Source organism: Cupriavidus sp. 05N39 (genome assembly GCF_056397325.1).
This window is the reverse complement of record NZ_JBFTNE010000003.1, coordinates 115,311-133,968: the sequence shown is the minus strand read 5'-3', so window position 1 is coordinate 133,968 and position 18,658 is coordinate 115,311. Positions and strand designations below refer to the sequence as shown.

Below are 18,658 nucleotides of genomic sequence, written 5' to 3'. Positions count from 1 at the left end.
GGAGCATCATCAGGTCTCCTCGCGCTTCTCCTGCCACTTGTCCACCAGCAAGCGCGGCGCGTTGGCGAGCTTGTCGAGGATGCCTTCGGGCGTAGGCGCCACATGCAGCAGGTCATTGTGGACCTGCTTCAGGAAGCCTTCGTCCACGGCGTGTTGCATGAAGCCGAGCATGCTGTCGTAGAAGCCCGCCACATTGAGCAGCCCCACCGGCTTGGCGTGATAGCCCAGCTGCAGCCAGGTGAAGGTCTCGAACAGTTCCTCGAAGGTGCCGACACCGCCAGGCATGGCGATAAAGGCATCGGCGCGGTCGGCCATCATCTGCTTGCGCTCGTGCATGTTGCGCACCACGTGCAGCTCGGTCAGGCCGCGGTGGCCGACTTCCTTTTGCATCAGCGCATCGGGAATGATGCCGATCGCGGTGCCGCCGTGTGCCAGCACGGCATCGGCCACGATACCCATCAGCCCGACCTTGCCCCCGCCGTAGACCAGCGCCAGGCCACGCTCGGCCAGGAGCTTGCCCATGTTGCGCGCCGCGGCGGCGTATTCGGGGCGGTTGCCGGGGCTGGAGCCGCAATAGATACAAACGGACTTCACTTTTTCTCCTTTGCTGTTTGTGCCGCCTTGGCGGCGGCGTATTCCTGGGCCAGCACGTCGAACGCCTGGCGGGCCTTGCCGCGCAGGTAAGGGGCGAGGATCGAGAAGATGTGATAACTCGCGCCGTGCAGGTAGCCGCGAATCTGTTCGGGATCGTTGTACTGGCGCGGATGCTGGACGAACTGGAATGACAGCCAGTAAGTGGCTACCACTACCATATTGGTACAGATGGCATCGACCTGCTCGGGCGTGGCTTCCATCTCGCCGTCTTCCTGGAACTGCCGGCAGATCTCCATCGCAAAGCGCTTTTTCTGCTCGACGATGCGCTTGAAGTTGGTCTCAAGCATGCGGTTGCGCGCCAGCAGGTCGTTGATGTCGCGGTAGAGGAAGCGGTAAGTCCACATGAACTCCGCCATGTACTGCAGGTAGCCCCAGCTCTCGTCCAGCGTGGCCTTGCGGTCGTTGGGCATCTTGAGGCGGCGCTCCATCTCCTGCTCGAACAGCACGAAGATGGAGTTGATGATGTCGTCCTTGTTGCGGAAGTGATAGTAGAGATTGCCGGGGCTGATCTCCATGGCTTCCGCGATGGTCGTGGTCGTGACGTTGGGCTCGCCCAGTTCGTTGAACAGGCGCAGGGAGACGTCTAGGATGCGGTCCCGGGTGCGGCGGGGGCCGGTTTGCTGTTTGGGTTCCATGGGCGACCGGGCGAGCGGCAATTCGGTAAGTTGAAGGCGATTATAAGCAATCACCGTTTGCCGCAATGCCGTATCGTCCACGGACGCCCTGTCTGACGTCGGAATCGCCCACCCTCAGGCTGCCAGCGCCCGCAGCCAGTCCACCACGATCGGTCCGGCAATGGCGAGCCAGGTGCCGCCGCACAGCACCAGCGCCAGCATCACCGCGGCGCTGCCGAAGTCCTTGGCGCGCTTGGACAGGCTGTGGCGCTCCAGCGAGATGCGATCGACCGCAGCTTCCACGCTGGAGTTGAGCAACTCCACAATGAGCACGAGCAGCAAGGTGCCCAGCAGCAGGATGCGCTCGACAATGCCGACTGGCAGCAGCAGGGCGCAGGGAGTCAGGATGGCCACCAGCGTCAGTTCCTGGCGGAATGCGCTCTCTTCCAGCACCGCATAGCGCAGGCCGGACAGCGAATTGATGCCGGCATGCCAGGCCCGTGCCAGGCCGCGATTGCCTTTGTGGGGATTCTGCTCAATCGTGTAGTCGTTGTTCGGCGAGTCCTGGGCTGGCGCCGAGGTCTGGGGCGCTGGCGGGCGGTGCGGGTCGGACGGCGGGCGATGCGGAGTCGGCATGTTCGGAAGTGGTACGTGCGGCGTTGCCGTTCAGCGCCGCGCGCACGGCCGGCAGTGGCTGCAGGTGAGTCAGGAACTGCTCGGAGGCGGCACGCCACGAGAACCGCTCGGCATGGGCGCGGGCGGTGGCACGGTCGATGCGCAGCGCCTCCAGGCAAGCTTCGCGCAAGTCTTCGTGCATCACCCCGGCGCCGCTGTCGCCAAGCACATCGATCGGCCCGGTCACCGGATAGGCGGCCACCGGCAGGCCGCTGGCCAGCGCTTCGAGCAAGACCAGCCCGAACGTATCGGTGCGGCTGGGGAATACGAAGACGTCGGCTGAAGCATACACCTTGGCCAGTTCCTGCTGGCTCAGCACCCCGAGGTAGCTGGCACCCGGATAGCGCGCACGTAGCGACGCCAGTGCCGGCCCGTCGCCGACCACCCACTTGGAGCCCGGCAGGTCCAGCGCGAGAAAGGCCTCGACGTTTTTTTCCACGGCGACGCGGCCCACATAGAGAAAGATCGGGTGCGCCGTGTTGAGCACGTTGACCTGCTGCGCGGTGAACACATCCAGGTCGACGCCGCGGGTCCACAGTACGCCGTGCGTGATGCCGAATCTGCGCAGGTCCTGCAACACCACGGGTGTCGGTGCCATCACCGCGCGCGCCGGGCCGTGGAACCAGCGCAGGAAGCGATAAGTCCACGCCAGCGGGATGCCGAAGCGCGCCTGCACGTACTCGGGGAAGCGCGTGTGGTATGCCGTGGTGAAGGGCAGCCGCTCACGGATCGCATGGCGGCGCGCCGCCAGCCCCAGTGGTCCCTCGGTGGCAATGTGCAGGGCGTCCGGCGCGAAGGACCGGATACGCTCCCTGACCTTGGCGCCGGCAAAAAGGGACAGCGCGATCTCGGGATAGGTCGGGCAAGGAATGGTGCGGAATTCCTGCGGGGTGATCAGTTCCACCGTGTGTCCCATCGCGATCAGCTCGCGGCGGGTGGACTTGAGTGTGCGCACCACGCCATTGACCTGCGGCTCCCAGGCATCGGTGACGATCAGGATCTTCATGCGTGCTCCTTGCGGCCGGGCCGCGTGGGTGACGGGCCCCGGCGGCGCCAGGGCGATCAAGTTGATTGGCGAGCGCATCGAGCCGCGTCAGGCCGTGGCGGTGGCGCGGCGGCTGGCCGTGGCCGGTGCATCGAGCAGGGTGGTCCAGTAGACGATCTGCAGCTCGCCGTCCTGGGTTTCCACCAGGGCGGACAGGCTCTCCACCCAGTCGCCGTCGTTGCAGTAGAGCTGGCCGTCCACCTCGCGGATCTCGGCCTTGTGGATATGGCCACACACCACGCCGTCGCAACCGCGCCGGCGCGCTTCGTCCACCATCGCCTGCTCGAACGAGTTGATGTAATTCACCGCGTTCTTGACCTGGTGCTTCAGGTATTGCGACAGCGACCAGTACGGGAAGCCGAGACGGGCACGGATGCGGTTGAAGTGGCGATTGATGGCCAGGATCAGCGTGTAGAGCGAGTCGCCCAGGTAGGCCAGCCAGCGCGCGTGCTGCACCACGCCATCGAACAGGTCGCCATGCACCACCCACAGCCTGCGGCCGGCGGCGGTGACGTGGATGGCGTCTTCGCGCACCGTGATGTCGCCGAAGGCGAGGCCGTCGAACTGGCGCGCCACCTCATCGTGGTTGCCTGGCACGTAGATCACCTCGGTGCCCTTGCGCGCCTTGCGCAGCAGCTTCTGCACCACGTCGTTGTGGCTTTGCGGCCAGTACCAGCCGCGGCGCAATTGCCAGCCGTCGATGATGYCGCCGACCAGGTAGAGCTGGTCCGATTCATTGTGCTTGAGGAAGTCGAGCAGGTAGTCGGCCTGGCAGCCGGGCGTGCCGAGATGGATGTCCGACAGCCAGATGGCACGGTAATGGCGGATCGGGTGGGAAGGGTGCGGGGTTTGGACTGTGGTGTCCGGCGGGGCGGCGGGGGCGGGAGAGGTGGCGGTACGCGCGGGAGGCCGTTGCTGCAAGGTACTGCCCGGTGGCATGAATGCGGCCAGCGCGGCGGGCAGGGATTGAGACTCGGCGGTGCGGCTGCCCAGCAGATACATGGCCTTGGCCAGACGTCCGCAGGCAGAACGAAGAGCTTGAACCATGGTGGCCCCGGTAGCGACGATGGCTGCATTGGGCCAGCAGCGCGTGACGGAGCAGTGACGGAAACATGAACGTCATATGACCGTTGCGAGGATGCCATGCGCGATGAGGGACGCTGCGTGCCGGGCTTGGGCTTCAAAAAACCAGCGCCGTACAAGAAACGGCGACAGCCCTTGGCTGCAAAGGCCAACAGTGCCGAAATCGAAACCCGGCAACGTCCGCCGGCGGCTCAGGCCGCCGGCGCCACCGCCGACAACTGCGCAAGCGCGCGCAACACGGCCTGCGTGGCCTGCGGGTGCCGCAACAGGCTGACATGGCCGATGGCGGCCAGGGGAACGTGATGGGCGCCTTCCAGCCAGGACGTGCCGGCCGGGCCCGCGATGGAGTCGTGCCAGCTGAAGATCGACACCAGCGCGGCGCGCTGGCGGGGCGTTTCCCGCGCAGCCAGCGCGCGCAGCCAGGCGCTGCCGCAGCGCATCTGGCGCGCGTTGAAACCGCCGCCGTAGCGGGCCAGCGCGCAGCCGTGGTGCGGGGTGCCCAGCGTGACGATGCCGCGGCACGGCGGCGGCGCCCCCCTGCCGGCCAGCGCGGCACGCGCGGCCAGGCCGCCCATGCTGTGGCAGAGCAGCAGCGGAGGCTGGCCGGTGGTGGCGGCGATGCGTGCCATGGCGGCGCTTACTTCGAGGGCATAGTGATCGATGTCGCCGAAGACCGGGTCCAGGTCGATCGCCTCGCAGTGATAGCCGGCCTCCGCAAGGGCGGGCTGCATATCGAGCCAGACCGCGTGGTTGCAGCCGTAGCCGTGCACCAGCAGCAGCGGCGGACGCGAACTCGGCGCATTGGCCGGGCGCAGGCGCCGGTGCGAACAGAATGGCTGCAGCCAGTTGAACATGCGGAACACAGCGGCGTATTCGCGCAAGTAGCAGGCCAGCGCCCGCGGCAGCGTCAACGGCGACGGCCGGGTGTCCAGCAAGGCGTGCGGGAGCGGCGGGCGGGTCTCGGCGGGCTCGCCGATGCCGCGCAGGGAAATGGCAAAGGCGCCGGCKACGGCCAGCCCCAGCACCGCCAGCACCACGCCGATGCCGGCCAGCAGGGCTGGGGCAAGGGACCAGTCATACCAGTCATGGAGTGCGGTGGCGCAGCCCAGTGCTGCGGCGGCCTGCAATGCCACCGCGGTGCGGCGCAAGGCGGCGGCCGACAGGTTCATGGCTTGGGCGGGCGCAGGTCGGTCAGGCGGGTGCGGGCGAGGCGGTCGTGCAGGAACTGCCGCCTCGGGTCCAGCCAGGCCAGCAGGATCCAGAGCAGCAGTCCGGCGCACAGCACGCCGATGAAGGGGCCCTTGACGAGGCCGAGGAAGTGGCCGGCCGCCGCCGAAGGTGGCAGCCACAGCCATGCCAGCAGGTAGCGCAGCGCCGCCTGCGGCCAGCGCGGGGGCGTTCCCGCGGCCGTCTCCACGCGCATGCGCCAGGTCTGCATGGCCAGGGTCTGGCCGTTGCGCTGCCAGAACCAGACGAAATAGCAGCCCAGCACCAGGAAGCTCCAGCATWGCATGGTGAAGCGGCCATCCAGGCCCAGTTGCTGCAGCCCAGGGCGCGCCAGCAGGTAGAGCCCGGTAGAGGCGCTCAGCACGCCGAACAGCAACACGCCCTCGTACAGCATGCAGGCGATGCGGCGGCGGATCGTCGGCGCCTGGCCGGGCCCCACGGGGCTGGCTGGCGCGGCGGATGCAGCCGGCTTGGCGTTGGACTTGGGCGTGGTGACGGCAGGCATGGCGATCAGACGGGAAAACGGCGGGGTCCGGCGCCGGCTCGGCGGTGATGCCTGAGCGGGCAGCGCGCCGCCTGGTAAATAAGGCTGCCGGATGATGGGATCCGGGGGGATCCCATGACTCCCAAGTCATTCGCGGCAGCGGCGTCCACGGCGAGCCGGGCGGCGAAGCAGGGCCGCCAGGCTGGAAACAAGCGCGGCTGGGGCAGCACAAGCGGCATTATGCCAAAAGCCGGGATCGTCAGGGTATGGCAGTACGGGCAGCGCTACCGCAGGTTCTCAGCGGCGCACCGGCTCGTCGGGGCTGGCGGCACTGCTGGCGGCGGCTTCGGTGGCGGCCTCGCGCGGGGTGTCCGTCGCCGGGGCCGCGGCGACCGCCGTCGGGGTGGATTGGGGCTCAGGCGCCGGTGGGGCGGCTTTGGGTGCCGGCGTGCGCCTGGCGTTGGAGGTGGCGCTGGCCGGCGCCTTCTTTTCCAGGTGCAATTGCCGCGTGGTCTCGGCGGGCAGCCGCTTGCCCGAAGGCAGTGCGCTGACTGCGCCCGGACGGCGCGGCACCTTCTCGGCCGCCGCCAGGTTCTTCTTCTGCTCTTCCGGCAACTGCTGGTACTTGTCCCAGGCTTCGGCCTTCTTCTGGGCCGGCACCGATCGCGTGATCTGGTAGTTTTCGCGGGCCAGGCGGCGTTGCTGGGGTGTCATCTTGACCCATTCGGTCATGCGCGTCTGCAGGCGTGCCTGTTCGGCGGGCGAAAACTTTGGATAGCGCTCTGCGATCTGCAGCCATTTCCGCCTGTTCAACTCGGGGAAGGTGTTCCACTCCCCGGCCAGCGGCTCCAGAACGCGCTGCTGCACGGGGTTGAGTTCCTCCCAGGCCGGATGGGCGTTTGCGACGGCGGCGGCAGCGGGCGCGCGGCCACCCTGCGCGTGGCACGTAAGCGGCCCCAGGTACAAAGTGACGGCGGCAGCCATCCCGGCCAGCAGCAAGGCTGCCAGCCGCCGGCGCGGTGCGTCGGGGTTGAGGTGGGCGCTGGTCATGTTACTGGCCGCGCTTCAGGAACACGTGGAAGCCTTGGTCGGCATAGGCTGTGGGCGGGAGATCGTCGAGCAGCATGGCGGCATCCACATCCGCGAGCTCATCGACGCGCTGCTGCTGCTGCCAGTGGTAAATGCCGATCAGTCCGGCGGCCAGGGCCACCAGCGTCCACACCAGTCCGAGGCGGCGCAGCCATGCGCCTGCGCGATGCAGCGGCGAGTCATCCTCGTCGAAGGAGACCGTGTGCATCCCGGCCGTGGCCAGTTGCGGCGCGGCAACGGCGGCCTGCGCCTTCTTGCGGGACAGCGCTATCCGCCGCGCGGCGGCGAGCCGGTCGGTCACATTGTCGGGCAACGTATTCGCCGAGGCATCCAGTGCCGTGCGAATCTCGTGTGCCAGGCGGCGTTCGTTGATTTCTTTTTCGTTTCTCGTGCTCATAGTCGGACCCCCCGCGCTCGCAATGCCTGCGCCAGTGTGTGCGTGGCACGGGAACAGTGCGTCTTGACGCTGCCTTCGGAGCATCCCATGACAGCAGCCGTTTCCGCGACGTCCATATCCTCCCAGTAACGCATCAGGAAGGCTTCGCGTTGACGTGCCGGCAAGCGCTGGATCTCCTGTTCGATGATGTGCATGGTCTGGGCGCGCTCGACCTTGTCGGCGCTGCTCTCGGCGGATTCGGTGCCGATCTCGGCCTCGAAAGTGTCGAGCAGGTCATTATCCTCGCCTTCGCGGTCGTCGCGCAGGTTGGAGAACAGCGTGACCCAGGTATTGCGCACTTTCTGGCGGCGGAACCAGTCGTGGATGGTGTTTTGCAGTATGCGCTGGAACAGCGGCGCGAGTTCCGCGGCGTTCTTGTCGCCATATTTTTCGGCGAGCTTGATCATCGCGTCCTGGACAATGTCCAGGGCGGCTTCGTCGTCGCGCACCGCAAACACGGCCTGCTTGAAGGCGCGCCGCTCGACGCTGGCGAGAAAGTCGGATAGTTCCTGATCGGTAGCCATGCAGGCGGGGTACAGACGGTGGGGCCTTGGCCGACGGATGTGCAGGAAACGGCTTCTTGCACGTCCAAAATGGTGGGATGCTAGCAAATAACCCCCCCTGTGACCATCCTTGTTCTCTCTTGTGGTCATTCAGGCGCGGGGTAGGTATTGGGTAGCGCGTTCCCGAATCTTGCGCGAAGCCCCCGGGATGAAAAAAGCCCGTAGACCAGCCTGATCCAATACAGTATCATCGCTGGTTCACACGACATCAGTGGTTGTCTCATCCGGCCGCTTATGAGGCGGTCTTCCATGCAGACGCGCACCGCTTGAACCCGTGCCACAAGCCCGGCAGAGAGCATCCGAACAATTTTTTGCCGAAAATTGCAAAGGACTGAAATGAACATGCCCAGCGCGGAATTCCACGCAGACAGCAATTCATCTGCCGCACCCGAAATGATCGGGGCGGAAATTCTCGTTCACGCACTTGCCGAAGAAGGCGTCGAGTACGTCTGGGGCTACCCCGGCGGCGCAGTGCTGTATATCTACGACGAGTTCTACAAGCAAAAGAAGATCGAGCACATCCTGGTGCGCCACGAGCAGGCCGCGGTTCATGCCGCAGACGGCTATGCGCGTGCGACCGGCAAGGTGGGCTGCGCCCTGGTGACCTCCGGTCCCGGCGTCACCAATGCGGTGACGGGCATTGCCACGGCCTACCTGGACTCGATCCCGATGGTGATCATCACCGGCAATGTGCCGACGCACGCCATCGGGCAGGATGCTTTCCAGGAATGCGACACGGTCGGCATCACCCGCCCCATTGTCAAGCACAACTTCCTGGTCAAGGACGTCCGCGATCTCGCTTCGACCATCAAGAAGGCGTTCTATATCGCCGCGACCGGCCGTCCTGGCCCGGTTGTCGTCGATATTCCCAAGGACGTTTCCCGCAATTCCTGCAAGTACGAGTACCCCAAGTCGATCGACATGCGCTCGTACAGCCCGGTGAACAAGGGCCATTCGGGCCAGATCCGCAAGGCGCTCGCGCTGTTGCAGGGCGCCGAACGTCCGTTCATCTACGCAGGCGGCGGGGTGGTGCTGGCCAACGCCAGCGAGGAGCTGCGCCAGCTTGCCGCGCTGACCGGCCATCCGGTCACCAACACGCTGATGGGTCTCGGCTCGTTCCCTGGCACCAGCAAGCAGTTCGTCGGCATGCTCGGCATGCACGGCACGTATGAAGCCAATATGGCCATGCAGAACTGCGACGTGCTGATTGCCATCGGCGCCCGTTTCGACGACCGCGTGATCGGTAATCCGGCTCACTTCACCTCGCAGCCGCGCAAGATCATCCATATCGACATCGATCCGTCTTCCATCTCGAAGCGGGTCAAGGTCGACATTCCCATCGTGGGCCACGTCAAGGATGTGCTGCAGGAACTGATCGCGCAGCTGCAGGCCAGCGACGTGAAGCCCAAGCGCGAGGCCCTGGCCAAGTGGTGGGAGCAGATCGAGCAGTGGCGTTCGGTGGACTGCCTCAAGTACGACCGCGAATCCGAGATCATCAAGCCGCAGTACGTGGTGGAAAAGATCTGGGAACTGACCCACGGCGACGCCTTTGTCTGCTCGGACGTGGGCCAGCACCAGATGTGGGCCGCSCAGTTCTACAAGTTCAACGAGCCGCGCCGCTGGATCAATTCCGGCGGCCTGGGCACGATGGGCGTGGGCCTGCCGTACGCGATGGGCATCAAGAAAGCCTTCCCCGAGAAGGAAGTGGTGACCATCACCGGCGAAGGCTCGATCCAGATGAACATCCAGGAACTGTCGACCTGCCTGCAGTACGACACCCCGGTGAAGATCTGCGCGCTCAACAACCGCTATCTCGGCATGGTGCGCCAGTGGCAGGAAATCGAGTACGACAACCGCTACTCGCACTCCTACATGGATGCGCTGCCCGACTTCGTCAAGCTGGCCGAGGCCTATGGCCATATCGGCATGCGCATCGAAAAGACGGCCGATGTCGAGCCCGCCCTGCGCGAAGCGTTCCGCCTGAAAGACCGTACCGTGTTCCTTGATTTCCAGACCGACCCGACTGAAAACGTGTGGCCGATGGTGCAGGCCGGCAAGGGTATCTCCGAAATGCTGCTTGGCGCGGAGGACCTGTAATGCGACATATTATTTCGGTCCTGCTGGAAAATGAACCCGGCGCGCTGTCGCGCGTGGTTGGCCTGTTCTCGGCGCGCGGCTACAACATCGAGACGTTGACGGTGGCACCCACCGAAGACGCTTCGCTGTCGCGCATGACCATCGTCACCAGTGGTTCGGACGACGTGATCGAGCAGATCACCAAGCACCTGAACCGCCTGGTGGAAGTGGTCAAGGTGGTGGACCTGACCGAAGGCGCGCACATCGAGCGCGAGCTGATGCTCGTCAAGGTGCGCGCGGTGGGCAAGGAGCGCGAGGAAATGAAGCGCACCGCCGACATCTTCCGCGGCCGCATCATCGACGTTACCGAGAAGACCTACACCATCGAGCTGACCGGCAACGGCGGCAAGCTGGATGCCTTCCTCGACGCCATCGACCGCGCCGCCATCCTCGAGACCGTCCGTACCGGCGGCTCGGGCATTGGCCGCGGCGAGCGCATCCTGAAGGTCTGAACCCGATTGCAGTATCCAGCGGCGGCGCCGGTGCCGGCACTAGCCGGGCGGTAGCCGCCAACCCGACACACGAAAACGAAAGATCGAAGGAATTATCATGAAAGTGTTTTACGACAAGGACGCCGACCTCTCCCTGATCAAGGGCAAGAACGTCACCATCATCGGCTACGGCTCGCAAGGCCACGCCCACGCGCAGAACCTGAACGACTCCGGCGTCAAGGTGACGGTCGGCCTGCGCAAGAGCGGCGCATCGTGGAACAAGGCCGTCAACGCTGGCCTGCAAGTCAAGGAAGTGGCCGACGCCGTCAAGGACGCCGACGTTGTCATGATCCTGCTGCCGGACGAGCAGATCGCCGACGTGTACAAGAACGAAGTGCATGACAACATCAAGCAAGGCGCAGCGCTGGCCTTCGCCCACGGCTTCAACGTGCACTACGGTGCCGTGATCCCGCGCGCCGACCTCGACGTGATCATGATCGCGCCGAAGGCCCCGGGCCACACCGTGCGCTCGACCTACGCCCAAGGCGGCGGCGTGCCCCACCTGATCGCCGTGCACCAGGACAAGTCCGGCGCCGCCCGTGACATCGCCCTGTCGTACGCTACCGCCAACGGCGGCGGCCGCGCCGGCATCATCGAAACCAACTTCCGCGAAGAAACCGAAACCGACCTGTTCGGCGAACAGGCCGTGCTGTGCGGCGGTACGGTGGAGTTGATCAAGGCTGGCTTCGAGACGCTGGTGGAAGCCGGCTACGCGCCGGAAATGGCTTACTTCGAGTGCCTGCACGAACTCAAGCTGATCGTCGACCTGATCTATGAAGGCGGCATCGCCAACATGAACTACTCGATCTCCAACAACGCCGAATACGGCGAATACGTCACCGGCCCGCGCGTCGTGACCGAGGAGACCAAGAAGGCCATGAAGCAATGCCTGACCGACATCCAGACCGGCGAATACGCCAAGAGCTTCCTGCTGGAAAACAAGGCCGGCGCCCCGACCCTGATCTCGCGCCGCCGCCTGACGGCCGAGCACCAGATCGAGGAAGTGGGTGCCAAGCTGCGCGCCATGATGCCCTGGATCGCAAAGAACAAGCTGGTCGACCAGTCGAAGAACTAAGCTGTATTGCAGCCCGACGGCCCGCCGCTACTGACGGCGCGGGCCGCAGCCGTTCAGTATTCCGCGCAATATCCCCGCTTCGAGGGGTTATTCGGGCGGGGACTGAACGGCTTTTTGTTATCCTTGTCAGACTTTATTCCTCTATCCAAGCACTGCATGAACTATCCTCATCCGCTGATCGCCCGTGAAGGCTGGCCGTTCCTGGCCGGCGCCTTTGTCATCTCGCTGCTGGTGCAGGTCAGCGCTGGCTTCTGGTGGGCCTTGCCGCTGTGGATCATTACGCTGTTCGTGCTGCAGTTTTTCCGCGATCCGCCGCGGCCCATCCCGGCCCAGCCGAACGCAGTCCTGGCTCCCGCCGACGGCCGTATCGTGGTGGTCGAGAAGACCATGGATCCCTACGCAGGACGGGAGGCCCTGAAGATCAGTGTCTTCATGAACGTGTTCAACGTACACTCCAACCGCGTCTCCGTGGATGGCAAGGTAGAGAAGGTCGAGTATTTCCCCGGCAAGTTCGTCAACGCCGACCTCGACAAGGCCTCGCTGGAGAATGAACGCAACGCTGTGGTCATCCGCCGTGCCGCTGACGGCAAGGTGGTGACGCTGGTACAGGTGGCTGGCCTGGTGGCCCGCCGAATCCTCTGCTACACCCGGGTTGGCGAAACGCTTTCGCGTGGCCAGCGCTACGGGTTCATCCGCTTTGGCTCGCGCGTCGACGTCTACCTGCCGGTGGATGCACGCCCGCGCGTCACCATTGGCGAAAAAGTGTCGGCCTCGTCGACCATCCTGGCCGAACTGGATTAATCCGGCCAGGCCGGAATACACCGGACCCACTGGAGAACAGGCATGGGTGCTTTCAACCGACGCAACAAGCGCGTTAGCAATGGCAACGTGACGAACTTGCGTCCTTTCCGTCACAATCAGCTGCGCGGCAACGAACCCGACGACTTCGACGACGAAGCCGGCGACGATCACGATATCGAGTATGTGCGCCCGCGCCGGCGCGGTATCTACCTGTTGCCCAACGCGTTCACCACGGCGGCGCTGTTCGCCGGGTTCTTCGCCATCGTGCAGGCCATGAACATGCGCTTCGACAGCGCGGCCATCGCCATCTTCGCCGCCATGGTGCTGGATGGCATGGACGGCCGCGTGGCGCGCATCACCAACACGCAGAGCGCGTTCGGCGAGCAATATGACTCGTTGTCGGACATGACCTCATTCGGGGTTGCGCCGGCGCTGGTGATGTACGAGTGGATCCTGCACGACCTGGGCAAGTGGGGATGGATCGCCGCGTTTGTCTACTGCACGTGCGCGGCACTGCGGCTGGCACGTTTCAACGCCAACATCGGCGTGGTCGACAAGCGCTTCTTTCAGGGGCTGCCCAGCCCGGCGGCGGCGGCGCTGGTGGCCGGCTTTGTCTGGCTGGTGATCGACAACAAGCTGCCGGTGAAGGAACTGTGGATGCCGTGGGTGGCATTCGGCATCACGCTGTATGCCGGGCTTTCGATGGTCTCCAACGCGCCGTTCTACAGCGGCAAGGCGCTCGATGTTCGCTACCGCGTGCCCTTCGGCATGATGGTGCTGGTGTTGGTGCTGTTTGTTGTGGTCTCGACGGATCCGCCGGTGGCGTTGTTCGGGCTGTTCGTGGCATACGCCATTTCCGGTTACCTGCTATGGGGCTGGCATGCGTTGCATGGCAAGCCGGCAGGCATCCGGACGGCGCGGGACGGCGGGAATGAACGTTCCTGACGGCAGGTCAGTAAAGAGGCGCTACGGCGCCTTTTTACTTTTTGTTTTCCAGAACTCTGCGCTGTCTGGCCCGCAAGGCCGGGGCGCAGGCTAGCGGTGCGGTTTGCCGTGGTTTGCTGTATCCACTGTTGTCCACTTATCACTGACCAACTGGAGGTTCTCATGGGCATGCTCGACTTCATCAAGGAAGCAGGAGAGAAACTGTTCGGCGGCAGCGCAGCCAAGGCCGCGCCGGCCGATGCACCGTCGGCGGACGTCGACGCGGCCAACCGCGCGGCTGGCGATGCCATCGAGGGCTACATCAAGCAGATGAACCTGGATGCCACCGGGTTGATGGTGCAGGTTGACGGTGCACAGGCGCTGGTGACGGTGTTCGGCGTGGCGCCGGATCAGGCGACCCGCGAGAAGATCGTCCTGTGCTGCGGCAATGTCCAGGGTGTGGAGAAGGTCGAGGACAAGATGTCGGTCAATGTCGACTCGATCGAGTCGACATGGCATACGGTGGTCAAGGGCGACACTTTGTGGGCGATTTCCCAGACGGCCTATGGCAACGGTGCGCTATACACCACCATTTTCGAGGCCAACCAGCCCATGTTGTCGCATCCGGACAAGATCTATCCCGGCCAGAAGCTGCGCATCCCGCCCAAGGCCTGACGCCTGGCATCCCAGGGGCAGGGCGCCCCTGGGGCCTTTCTTCCCGGCGATCACCCCGATTCACGCGATCATATTGCACACGCCCGGCATCTCGGCTATAGTCGCTGACATGATTTCGCGCCAAGCCCTACTCGCCCGCACCATTCTAGGTGGCCTACTAGGTCATCAGGTCGGGACGCGTTTGCGCTGAGGGAAGCCAAGACCCTCGCGCCAAGTCACACAGGATTCATAAAACGCCCCGGCCTGCATCACTGCACGCCGGGGCGTTTTGCATTCAGCACCAATACAGCAGCACAGCAAAACAAGACGGCGAATGCCGAGACAGCAACTTGATTCGCCAGATACAAAGATAAGCCCAGGAGCCCCACTCATGTCCGACAAACTCATTATTTTCGACACCACCTTGCGCGACGGCGAACAGTCGCCAGGCGCCTCCATGACCCGCGAGGAAAAGATCCGCATCGCGCGGCAGCTGGAGCGCCTGAAGGTCGACGTGATCGAAGCCGGCTTTGCGGCCAGCTCCAACGGCGACTTTGAAGCGATTCGCTCCATCGCGCAGGTCGTCAAGGATTCGACCATCTGCTCGCTGGCCCGCGCCAACGACCGCGATATCGCGCGCGCGGCGGAGGCGCTGAAACCGGCCAACGCCTTCCGCATCCATACCTTCATCGCCACTTCGGCGCTGCATATGGAAAAGAAGCTGCGCATGACGCCGGACCAGGTCTATGAACAGGCCATCCTGGCGGTACGCTTTGCGCGCCAGTTCACCGACGATATCGAGTTTTCGCCCGAAGACGGCAGCCGTTCGGACATGGATTTCCTGTGCCGCGTGCTTGAAGGCGTGATTCGTGAAGGCGCCAGCACCATCAACCTGCCGGATACCGTGGGTTATGCCGTGCCGGAGGGCTATGCGGGGCTGATCCGCTCGGTGCGCGAGCGCATCCCCAATTCCGACAAGGCCATCTGGTCCGTGCATTGCCATAACGACCTCGGCATGGCGGTGGCCAACTCGCTGGCAGCGGTCAAACTCGGCGGCGCGCGCCAGGTCGAGTGCACCATCAACGGCCTGGGCGAGCGCGCCGGCAATACCAGCCTGGAAGAAGTGGTGATGGCGGTGAAGACGCGCCGCGACTACTTCGACCTCGACGTCGGTGTGGACACCACGCAGATCGTGCCGGCCTCCAAGCTGGTATCGCAGATCACCGGCTTCGTGGTGCAGCCCAACAAGGCCGTGGTCGGCGCCAACGCGTTCGCCCATGCTTCGGGTATCCACCAGGATGGGGTGCTGAAGGCGCGCGATACCTACGAGATCATGCGCGCCGAAGATGTGGGCTGGACCGCCAACAAGATCGTGCTGGGCAAGCTCTCGGGCCGCAACGCCTTCAAGCAGCGCCTGCAGGAACTCGGCATCGAACTGGAAAGCGAGAGCGAAGTCAACGCTGCTTTCACTCGCTTCAAGGAACTGGCCGACCAGAAGTCCGAGATCTTCGACGAAGACATCATGGCCATCGTTTCCGACGAGGCACACGACGTCAACGAGCACTTCCGCTTTATCTCCCTGTCGCAGCACTCCGAAACCGGCGAGCGCCCGCATGCGCGCGTGGTRTTCAATATGGAYGGCMRGGAGCWGACCGGSGAAGGCGAGGGCAACGGTCCGGTCGATGCCACGCTGCACGCGATTGAAGGCAAGGTCAACAGCGGCGCCGAACTGGTGCTGTATTCCGTCAATGCCATTACCGCCGGCACGCAGGCGCAGGGCGAGGTAACGGTCCGCTTGTCCAAGGGTGGGCGCATCGTCAACGGCGTGGGCACCGATCCCGATATCGTGGCCGCTTCGGCCAAGGCCTACCTGGCTGCCTTGAACAAGCTGCACGACAAGGCCGTGCAGAAGATCAACCCGCAGATCTGATCCCGATCTGACCGGTAAGCCCGCGGCCCAGGCGGCAGCGGGGCTTGAATCGGCCCGCCGCGTTCCCACGAGGACGACGGCGGGCGTTTTGCGTTCCGCGCACGCTCCACGATCGGCCCCGCTCACACCTCACCGGCGCCGGTCAGGCCCGTTGGCGAGGGGGGCGGGCGTGATCTGGTATATAGAACAGCAGTTCGGCAAGCCCCGCGAGCCCAAGCAGGCAACTGGCCGTCAATGTTCAATTTCCATTTCGATGGCGGCGGCGTGCTGCGCCACGACCTCCGCCTGATAGAGTTCGTCCTCTGGCTCGAAGACCCGGTGGCGGAGCAGGGCAGCAAGAACGGTGCGTTTCGAAGCACGCTGGAGCCGATGACTCTCGCCCCCTTCGCGCAGCGCTTTCACTTCAACTGGACGAAGCACTGGCAAAAGCTCTGGTGCTAGCGTCCGCGCGCCGGTATGCGCCGGCTTGGGGCCGAATACAGGAGCCGGCGACCGCTGGTCCTGCGTTCTCCCCTTCAACTTCCTCTATTTTTGCCGCCGCTTGGGCTATTCTCGCTCAATTCCGCGTTTTGCCGCGAAGGTGCGCCCATTTGCCTCTGCCTGCTCCCTGGCTTACCATGCAGCGCTTTAGCGGGAGGTCTCTCGATGTGGTGTAAACGATGGCTGGCAGCTTGCTTGCTCGCGGTAGCGGCAGGGGCCGGCGCGCAGGAGCCGATCCGTCTCGGCATGATCGAGGGGTTGTCCGGTCCCTTTGCCAACGCGGGCGATGCCGTTGTGCGCAACCTGCGGATTGCCATCGATCGCGTCAACGCGCGTGGCGGCGTCAAGACTGCCGAGGGCCCGCGTCCCTTTGAACTCGTTACCTTCGATAGCAAGGGCAATGTCGACGAGAGCCTGATCCAGTTGCGCGGCCTGGTGGACAGGAATATCCCCTTTGTCCTGCAAGGCAATAGTTCGGCGGTGGCTGGCGCGCTGGTGGGCGCCATCAATCGGCACAACGCGCGCCAGCCCGAGGCGCGCGTGCTCTTTCTCAACTATTCCGCGGTCGATCCCGCGCTGACCAACGAAAGCTGCAGTTTCTGGCATTTCCGCTTCGATGCGAGTGCAGACATGCGCATGCAGGCGCTGACCGAGGTCATCCGCGCCGATACCAGCGTGCGGCGCGTGTACCTGATCGACCAGGATTACAGTTTTGGCCATCAGGTGGCTCGTTCGGCACGCGAGATGCTGGCCGCCAAACGCCCTGAGCTGCACATCGTGGGCGATGAGTTTCATCCGATCGGCAAAATCAAGGATTTCGCCCCATATATCGCCAAGATCAAGGCCAGTGGCGCGGACGCCGTGATTACGGGCAACTGGGGCAACGATCTCACGCTGATGGTCAAGGCAGCGCGCGAAGGCGGACTGAAAGCCAAGTTCTACACGTTCTATGGCAACGGCCTGGGCGCGCCGGCGGCCATGGGCGATGCCGGGGTCGGGCGGGTGCTGGCGGTGGCCGAGTGGCATCCGAACGTGGGCGGCGCGGCTTCGGATGCGTTCTACCAGGCGTTCCGGGCGCGCTACCCGGAGCCCAAGGACGACTACGTGCACCTGCGCATGCAGATGATGGTGGAGATGCTGGCCCGGGCGATCGAGAAGGCAGGGTCGACGGATGCCGTCAAGGTGGCGCGGGCGCTCGAGGGTATGCGCTATGTCAACGATTTTCATGAGGCGACTATCCGGGCCGATGACCATCAGGTGCTGCAGCCGCTTTATGTTTCCGTGATGGAGCGGCAGGGCGGGGATGTGCGGTTCGATAACGAAGGATCGGGGTATGGGTTCCGGACTGTCAGGAAGCTGAAGTCCGCCCAGACTACACTGTCCACCAGTTGCAAGATGGAGAGGTTTTAGCGGGGATTCGGCGGGGGCAACCAGCCCGCAACCGGGCAAATTCCATCCCCATCCCAATTTCCGCTATAATCGCCGGCTGTCACGGCCAACCGGTTGCTCAATCGGTCCGGCCAGGACGGAAATTGCCTGACAGCAACATCAAAGGCACGACGCATACGGCACATTCCGCGCTGTAGCGTTCGCAAGTGAAAAGGAAATCACCATGGCAGTAGCCGAAATCAACAGCAAGACCGAAGTCATCAAGCAGTTCGCACGCGCCGCCAACGACACCGGTAGCCCGGAAGTCCAGGTTGCCCTGCTGACCAACCGCATCAACGAACTGACCCCCCACTTCAAGGCCAACATGAAGGATCACCACAGCCGCCGCGGTCTGCTGCGCATGGTGAGCCGTCGTCGTCGCCTGCTGGACTACCTCAAGGCCAACGATGCCGACCGTTATCGTTCGCTGATCGAGAAGCTCGGCCTGCGTAAGTAAGCAGTCAGGATCGTCCGGATGGCAGCACGAATGGATGCACTGCACGCCTTCGCGTGAGCCACGAATGCCTGCGTCAGCCCCGCTGATGCAGGCATTTTGTTTTTGCGGCCGGAAGGTCGATGCCTTGAATCGCTTAAAGTGATTTTTATTTCACTTGATGGCGCCATGCCCCCCGGGCTGGCGCCCGTTGCGCCAAGACGTGCAACGGAGTAAGTTACTTCGTTCTTTAGCTTTTTCTGCAGTGATTCGTCTGCAGTCATTCAAATACCGGAGTCGGGCAAGGAAACGGGGTTTTGTGTCATTCCAGGGCGGTATCCACCTGAGCACCAACTGAGCAGGTGCCGCACTGGAATGGCATAGCACTTCCCTGCAACTGCGACCGACGATGATCCGGCAGTTCGCCCGCGGCTGC

General features: G+C 64.1%; 20 protein-coding genes. 10 read left to right on the top strand and 10 right to left on the bottom strand.

Annotation, left to right across the window (positions count from 1 at the left end; all coding sequences use genetic code 11):
* Positions 1-9: 9 nt before the first annotated feature.
* The 10 genes from AC1DN0_RS02485 to AC1DN0_RS02440 form a co-directional block, all read right to left on the bottom strand.
* On the bottom strand, positions 10-594 hold the full coding sequence (locus AC1DN0_RS02485; RefSeq protein ID WP_441628048.1) for an LOG family protein: 585 nt from the start codon (positions 592-594) through the stop codon (positions 10-12).
* The gene (locus tag AC1DN0_RS02480) at positions 591-1,289 is read right to left on the bottom strand and encodes a TetR/AcrR family transcriptional regulator (RefSeq protein WP_441628046.1); all 699 of its coding nucleotides are present in this window, start codon (positions 1,287-1,289) and stop codon (positions 591-593) included. Before AC1DN0_RS02480 ends, AC1DN0_RS02485 begins: the two co-directional genes overlap by 4 nt.
* Positions 1,290-1,403: 114 nt before the next feature.
* A complete protein-coding gene (locus AC1DN0_RS02475; protein ID WP_441628044.1) occupies positions 1,404-1,904 on the bottom strand; it encodes a diacylglycerol kinase in 501 nt (166 codons plus the stop codon).
* Positions 1,804-2,949: a glycosyltransferase family 4 protein gene (locus tag AC1DN0_RS02470; protein ID WP_441628042.1), complete on the bottom strand. Its 1,146-nt coding sequence runs from the start codon at positions 2,947-2,949 to the stop codon at positions 1,804-1,806. Before AC1DN0_RS02470 ends, AC1DN0_RS02475 begins: the two co-directional genes overlap by 101 nt.
* A gap of 87 nt (positions 2,950-3,036) precedes the next feature.
* A complete protein-coding gene (locus tag AC1DN0_RS02465; RefSeq protein ID WP_477145521.1) occupies positions 3,037-3,927 on the bottom strand; it encodes a UDP-2,3-diacylglucosamine diphosphatase in 891 nt (296 codons plus the stop codon).
* A 335-nt stretch (positions 3,928-4,262) separates the two neighbouring features.
* Positions 4,263-5,240, bottom strand: coding sequence for an esterase/lipase family protein (locus tag AC1DN0_RS02460; protein WP_477102673.1), 978 nt, complete (start codon positions 5,238-5,240; stop codon positions 4,263-4,265).
* Positions 5,237-5,803 (bottom strand): RDD family protein, encoded by a 567-nt coding sequence (locus tag AC1DN0_RS02455; protein WP_477145510.1) that lies wholly within the window; start codon positions 5,801-5,803, stop codon positions 5,237-5,239. Before AC1DN0_RS02455 ends, AC1DN0_RS02460 begins: the two co-directional genes overlap by 4 nt.
* A 276-nt stretch (positions 5,804-6,079) precedes the next feature.
* On the bottom strand, positions 6,080-6,832 hold the full coding sequence (locus tag AC1DN0_RS02450) for a DUF3106 domain-containing protein (RefSeq protein WP_477111091.1): 753 nt from the start codon (positions 6,830-6,832) through the stop codon (positions 6,080-6,082).
* A gap of 1 nt (position 6,833) precedes the next feature.
* Positions 6,834-7,268: a DUF3619 family protein gene (locus AC1DN0_RS02445; protein WP_477111090.1), complete on the bottom strand. Its 435-nt coding sequence runs from the start codon at positions 7,266-7,268 to the stop codon at positions 6,834-6,836.
* A complete protein-coding gene (locus AC1DN0_RS02440; RefSeq protein ID WP_035868751.1) occupies positions 7,265-7,831 on the bottom strand; it encodes an RNA polymerase sigma factor in 567 nt (188 codons plus the stop codon). Before AC1DN0_RS02440 ends, AC1DN0_RS02445 begins: the two co-directional genes overlap by 4 nt.
* 375 nt (positions 7,832-8,206) lie before the next feature.
* On the opposite strand from AC1DN0_RS02440, the gene AC1DN0_RS02435 reads away from it, so the two are divergent.
* The 10 genes from AC1DN0_RS02435 (at position 8,207) to rpsO (ending at position 18,246) form a co-directional block, all read left to right on the top strand.
* Positions 8,207-9,967: an acetolactate synthase 3 catalytic subunit gene (locus AC1DN0_RS02435; protein WP_035868748.1), complete on the top strand. Its 1,761-nt coding sequence runs from the start codon at positions 8,207-8,209 to the stop codon at positions 9,965-9,967.
* The gene (gene ilvN / locus AC1DN0_RS02430; RefSeq protein WP_035868746.1) at positions 9,967-10,458 is read left to right on the top strand and encodes an acetolactate synthase small subunit; all 492 of its coding nucleotides are present in this window, start codon (positions 9,967-9,969) and stop codon (positions 10,456-10,458) included. Before AC1DN0_RS02435 ends, ilvN begins: the two co-directional genes overlap by 1 nt.
* A gap of 97 nt (positions 10,459-10,555) precedes the next feature.
* A complete protein-coding gene (ilvC, locus tag AC1DN0_RS02425) occupies positions 10,556-11,572 on the top strand; it encodes a ketol-acid reductoisomerase (protein ID WP_043344720.1) in 1,017 nt (338 codons plus the stop codon).
* 156 nt (positions 11,573-11,728) lie between these two features.
* Positions 11,729-12,373 carry a phosphatidylserine decarboxylase gene (locus AC1DN0_RS02420; RefSeq protein ID WP_035868739.1) on the top strand — a complete coding sequence of 215 codons (645 nt, stop codon included), beginning with the start codon at positions 11,729-11,731 and terminating at the stop codon, positions 12,371-12,373.
* Positions 12,374-12,415: 42 nt separating this feature from the next.
* Complete coding sequence (pssA, locus tag AC1DN0_RS02415) at positions 12,416-13,318, top strand: CDP-diacylglycerol--serine O-phosphatidyltransferase (protein WP_477102672.1); 903 nt, start codon at positions 12,416-12,418, stop codon at positions 13,316-13,318.
* 162 nt (positions 13,319-13,480) lie between these two features.
* Complete coding sequence (gene lysM / locus AC1DN0_RS02410; RefSeq protein ID WP_441630161.1) at positions 13,481-13,972, top strand: peptidoglycan-binding protein LysM; 492 nt, start codon at positions 13,481-13,483, stop codon at positions 13,970-13,972.
* Between the two features lie 370 nt (positions 13,973-14,342).
* Positions 14,343-15,881, top strand: coding sequence for a 2-isopropylmalate synthase (locus tag AC1DN0_RS02405; RefSeq protein WP_477145509.1), 1,539 nt, complete (start codon positions 14,343-14,345; stop codon positions 15,879-15,881).
* A gap of 234 nt (positions 15,882-16,115) precedes the next feature.
* On the top strand, positions 16,116-16,322 hold the full coding sequence (locus AC1DN0_RS02400) for a hypothetical protein (RefSeq protein ID WP_441630157.1): 207 nt from the start codon (positions 16,116-16,118) through the stop codon (positions 16,320-16,322).
* A 204-nt stretch (positions 16,323-16,526) separates the two neighbouring features.
* Positions 16,527-17,771, top strand: a complete 1,245-nt coding sequence (locus AC1DN0_RS02395) for a branched-chain amino acid ABC transporter substrate-binding protein (RefSeq protein WP_441630155.1) — start codon at positions 16,527-16,529, stop codon at positions 17,769-17,771.
* Between the two features lie 202 nt (positions 17,772-17,973).
* Positions 17,974-18,246, top strand: coding sequence for a 30S ribosomal protein S15 (rpsO, locus tag AC1DN0_RS02390; RefSeq protein WP_035868720.1), 273 nt, complete (start codon positions 17,974-17,976; stop codon positions 18,244-18,246).
* The last annotated feature ends 412 nt before the right edge of the window (positions 18,247-18,658 follow it).

Bases quoted from the DNA above. Each gene is read 5' to 3' on its own strand.
- AC1DN0_RS02480 (WP_441628046.1), bottom strand. From the start codon at position 1,289: ATGGAACCCAAACAGCAAACCGGCCCCCGCCGCACCCGGGACCGCATC.
- AC1DN0_RS02440 (WP_035868751.1), bottom strand. From the start codon at position 7,831: ATGGCTACCGATCAGGAACTATCCGACTTTCTCGCCAGCGTCGAGCGG.
- AC1DN0_RS02400 (WP_441630157.1), top strand. From the start codon at position 16,116: ATGTTCAATTTCCATTTCGATGGCGGCGGCGTGCTGCGCCACGACCTC.
- ilvC (WP_043344720.1), top strand. From the start codon at position 10,556: ATGAAAGTGTTTTACGACAAGGACGCCGACCTCTCCCTGATCAAGGGC.
- ilvN (WP_035868746.1), top strand. From the start codon at position 9,967: ATGCGACATATTATTTCGGTCCTGCTGGAAAATGAACCCGGCGCGCTG.
- lysM (WP_441630161.1), top strand. From the start codon at position 13,481: ATGGGCATGCTCGACTTCATCAAGGAAGCAGGAGAGAAACTGTTCGGC.
- AC1DN0_RS02420 (WP_035868739.1), top strand. From the start codon at position 11,729: ATGAACTATCCTCATCCGCTGATCGCCCGTGAAGGCTGGCCGTTCCTG.
- pssA (WP_477102672.1), top strand. From the start codon at position 12,416: ATGGGTGCTTTCAACCGACGCAACAAGCGCGTTAGCAATGGCAACGTG.
- rpsO (WP_035868720.1), top strand. From the start codon at position 17,974: ATGGCAGTAGCCGAAATCAACAGCAAGACCGAAGTCATCAAGCAGTTC.
- AC1DN0_RS02470 (WP_441628042.1), bottom strand. From the start codon at position 2,949: ATGAAGATCCTGATCGTCACCGATGCCTGGGAGCCGCAGGTCAATGGC.
- AC1DN0_RS02450 (WP_477111091.1), bottom strand. From the start codon at position 6,832: ATGACCAGCGCCCACCTCAACCCCGACGCACCGCGCCGGCGGCTGGCA.
- AC1DN0_RS02475 (WP_441628044.1), bottom strand. From the start codon at position 1,904: ATGCCGACTCCGCATCGCCCGCCGTCCGACCCGCACCGCCCGCCAGCG.
- AC1DN0_RS02445 (WP_477111090.1), bottom strand. From the start codon at position 7,268: ATGAGCACGAGAAACGAAAAAGAAATCAACGAACGCCGCCTGGCACAC.
- AC1DN0_RS02395 (WP_441630155.1), top strand. From the start codon at position 16,527: ATGTGGTGTAAACGATGGCTGGCAGCTTGCTTGCTCGCGGTAGCGGCA.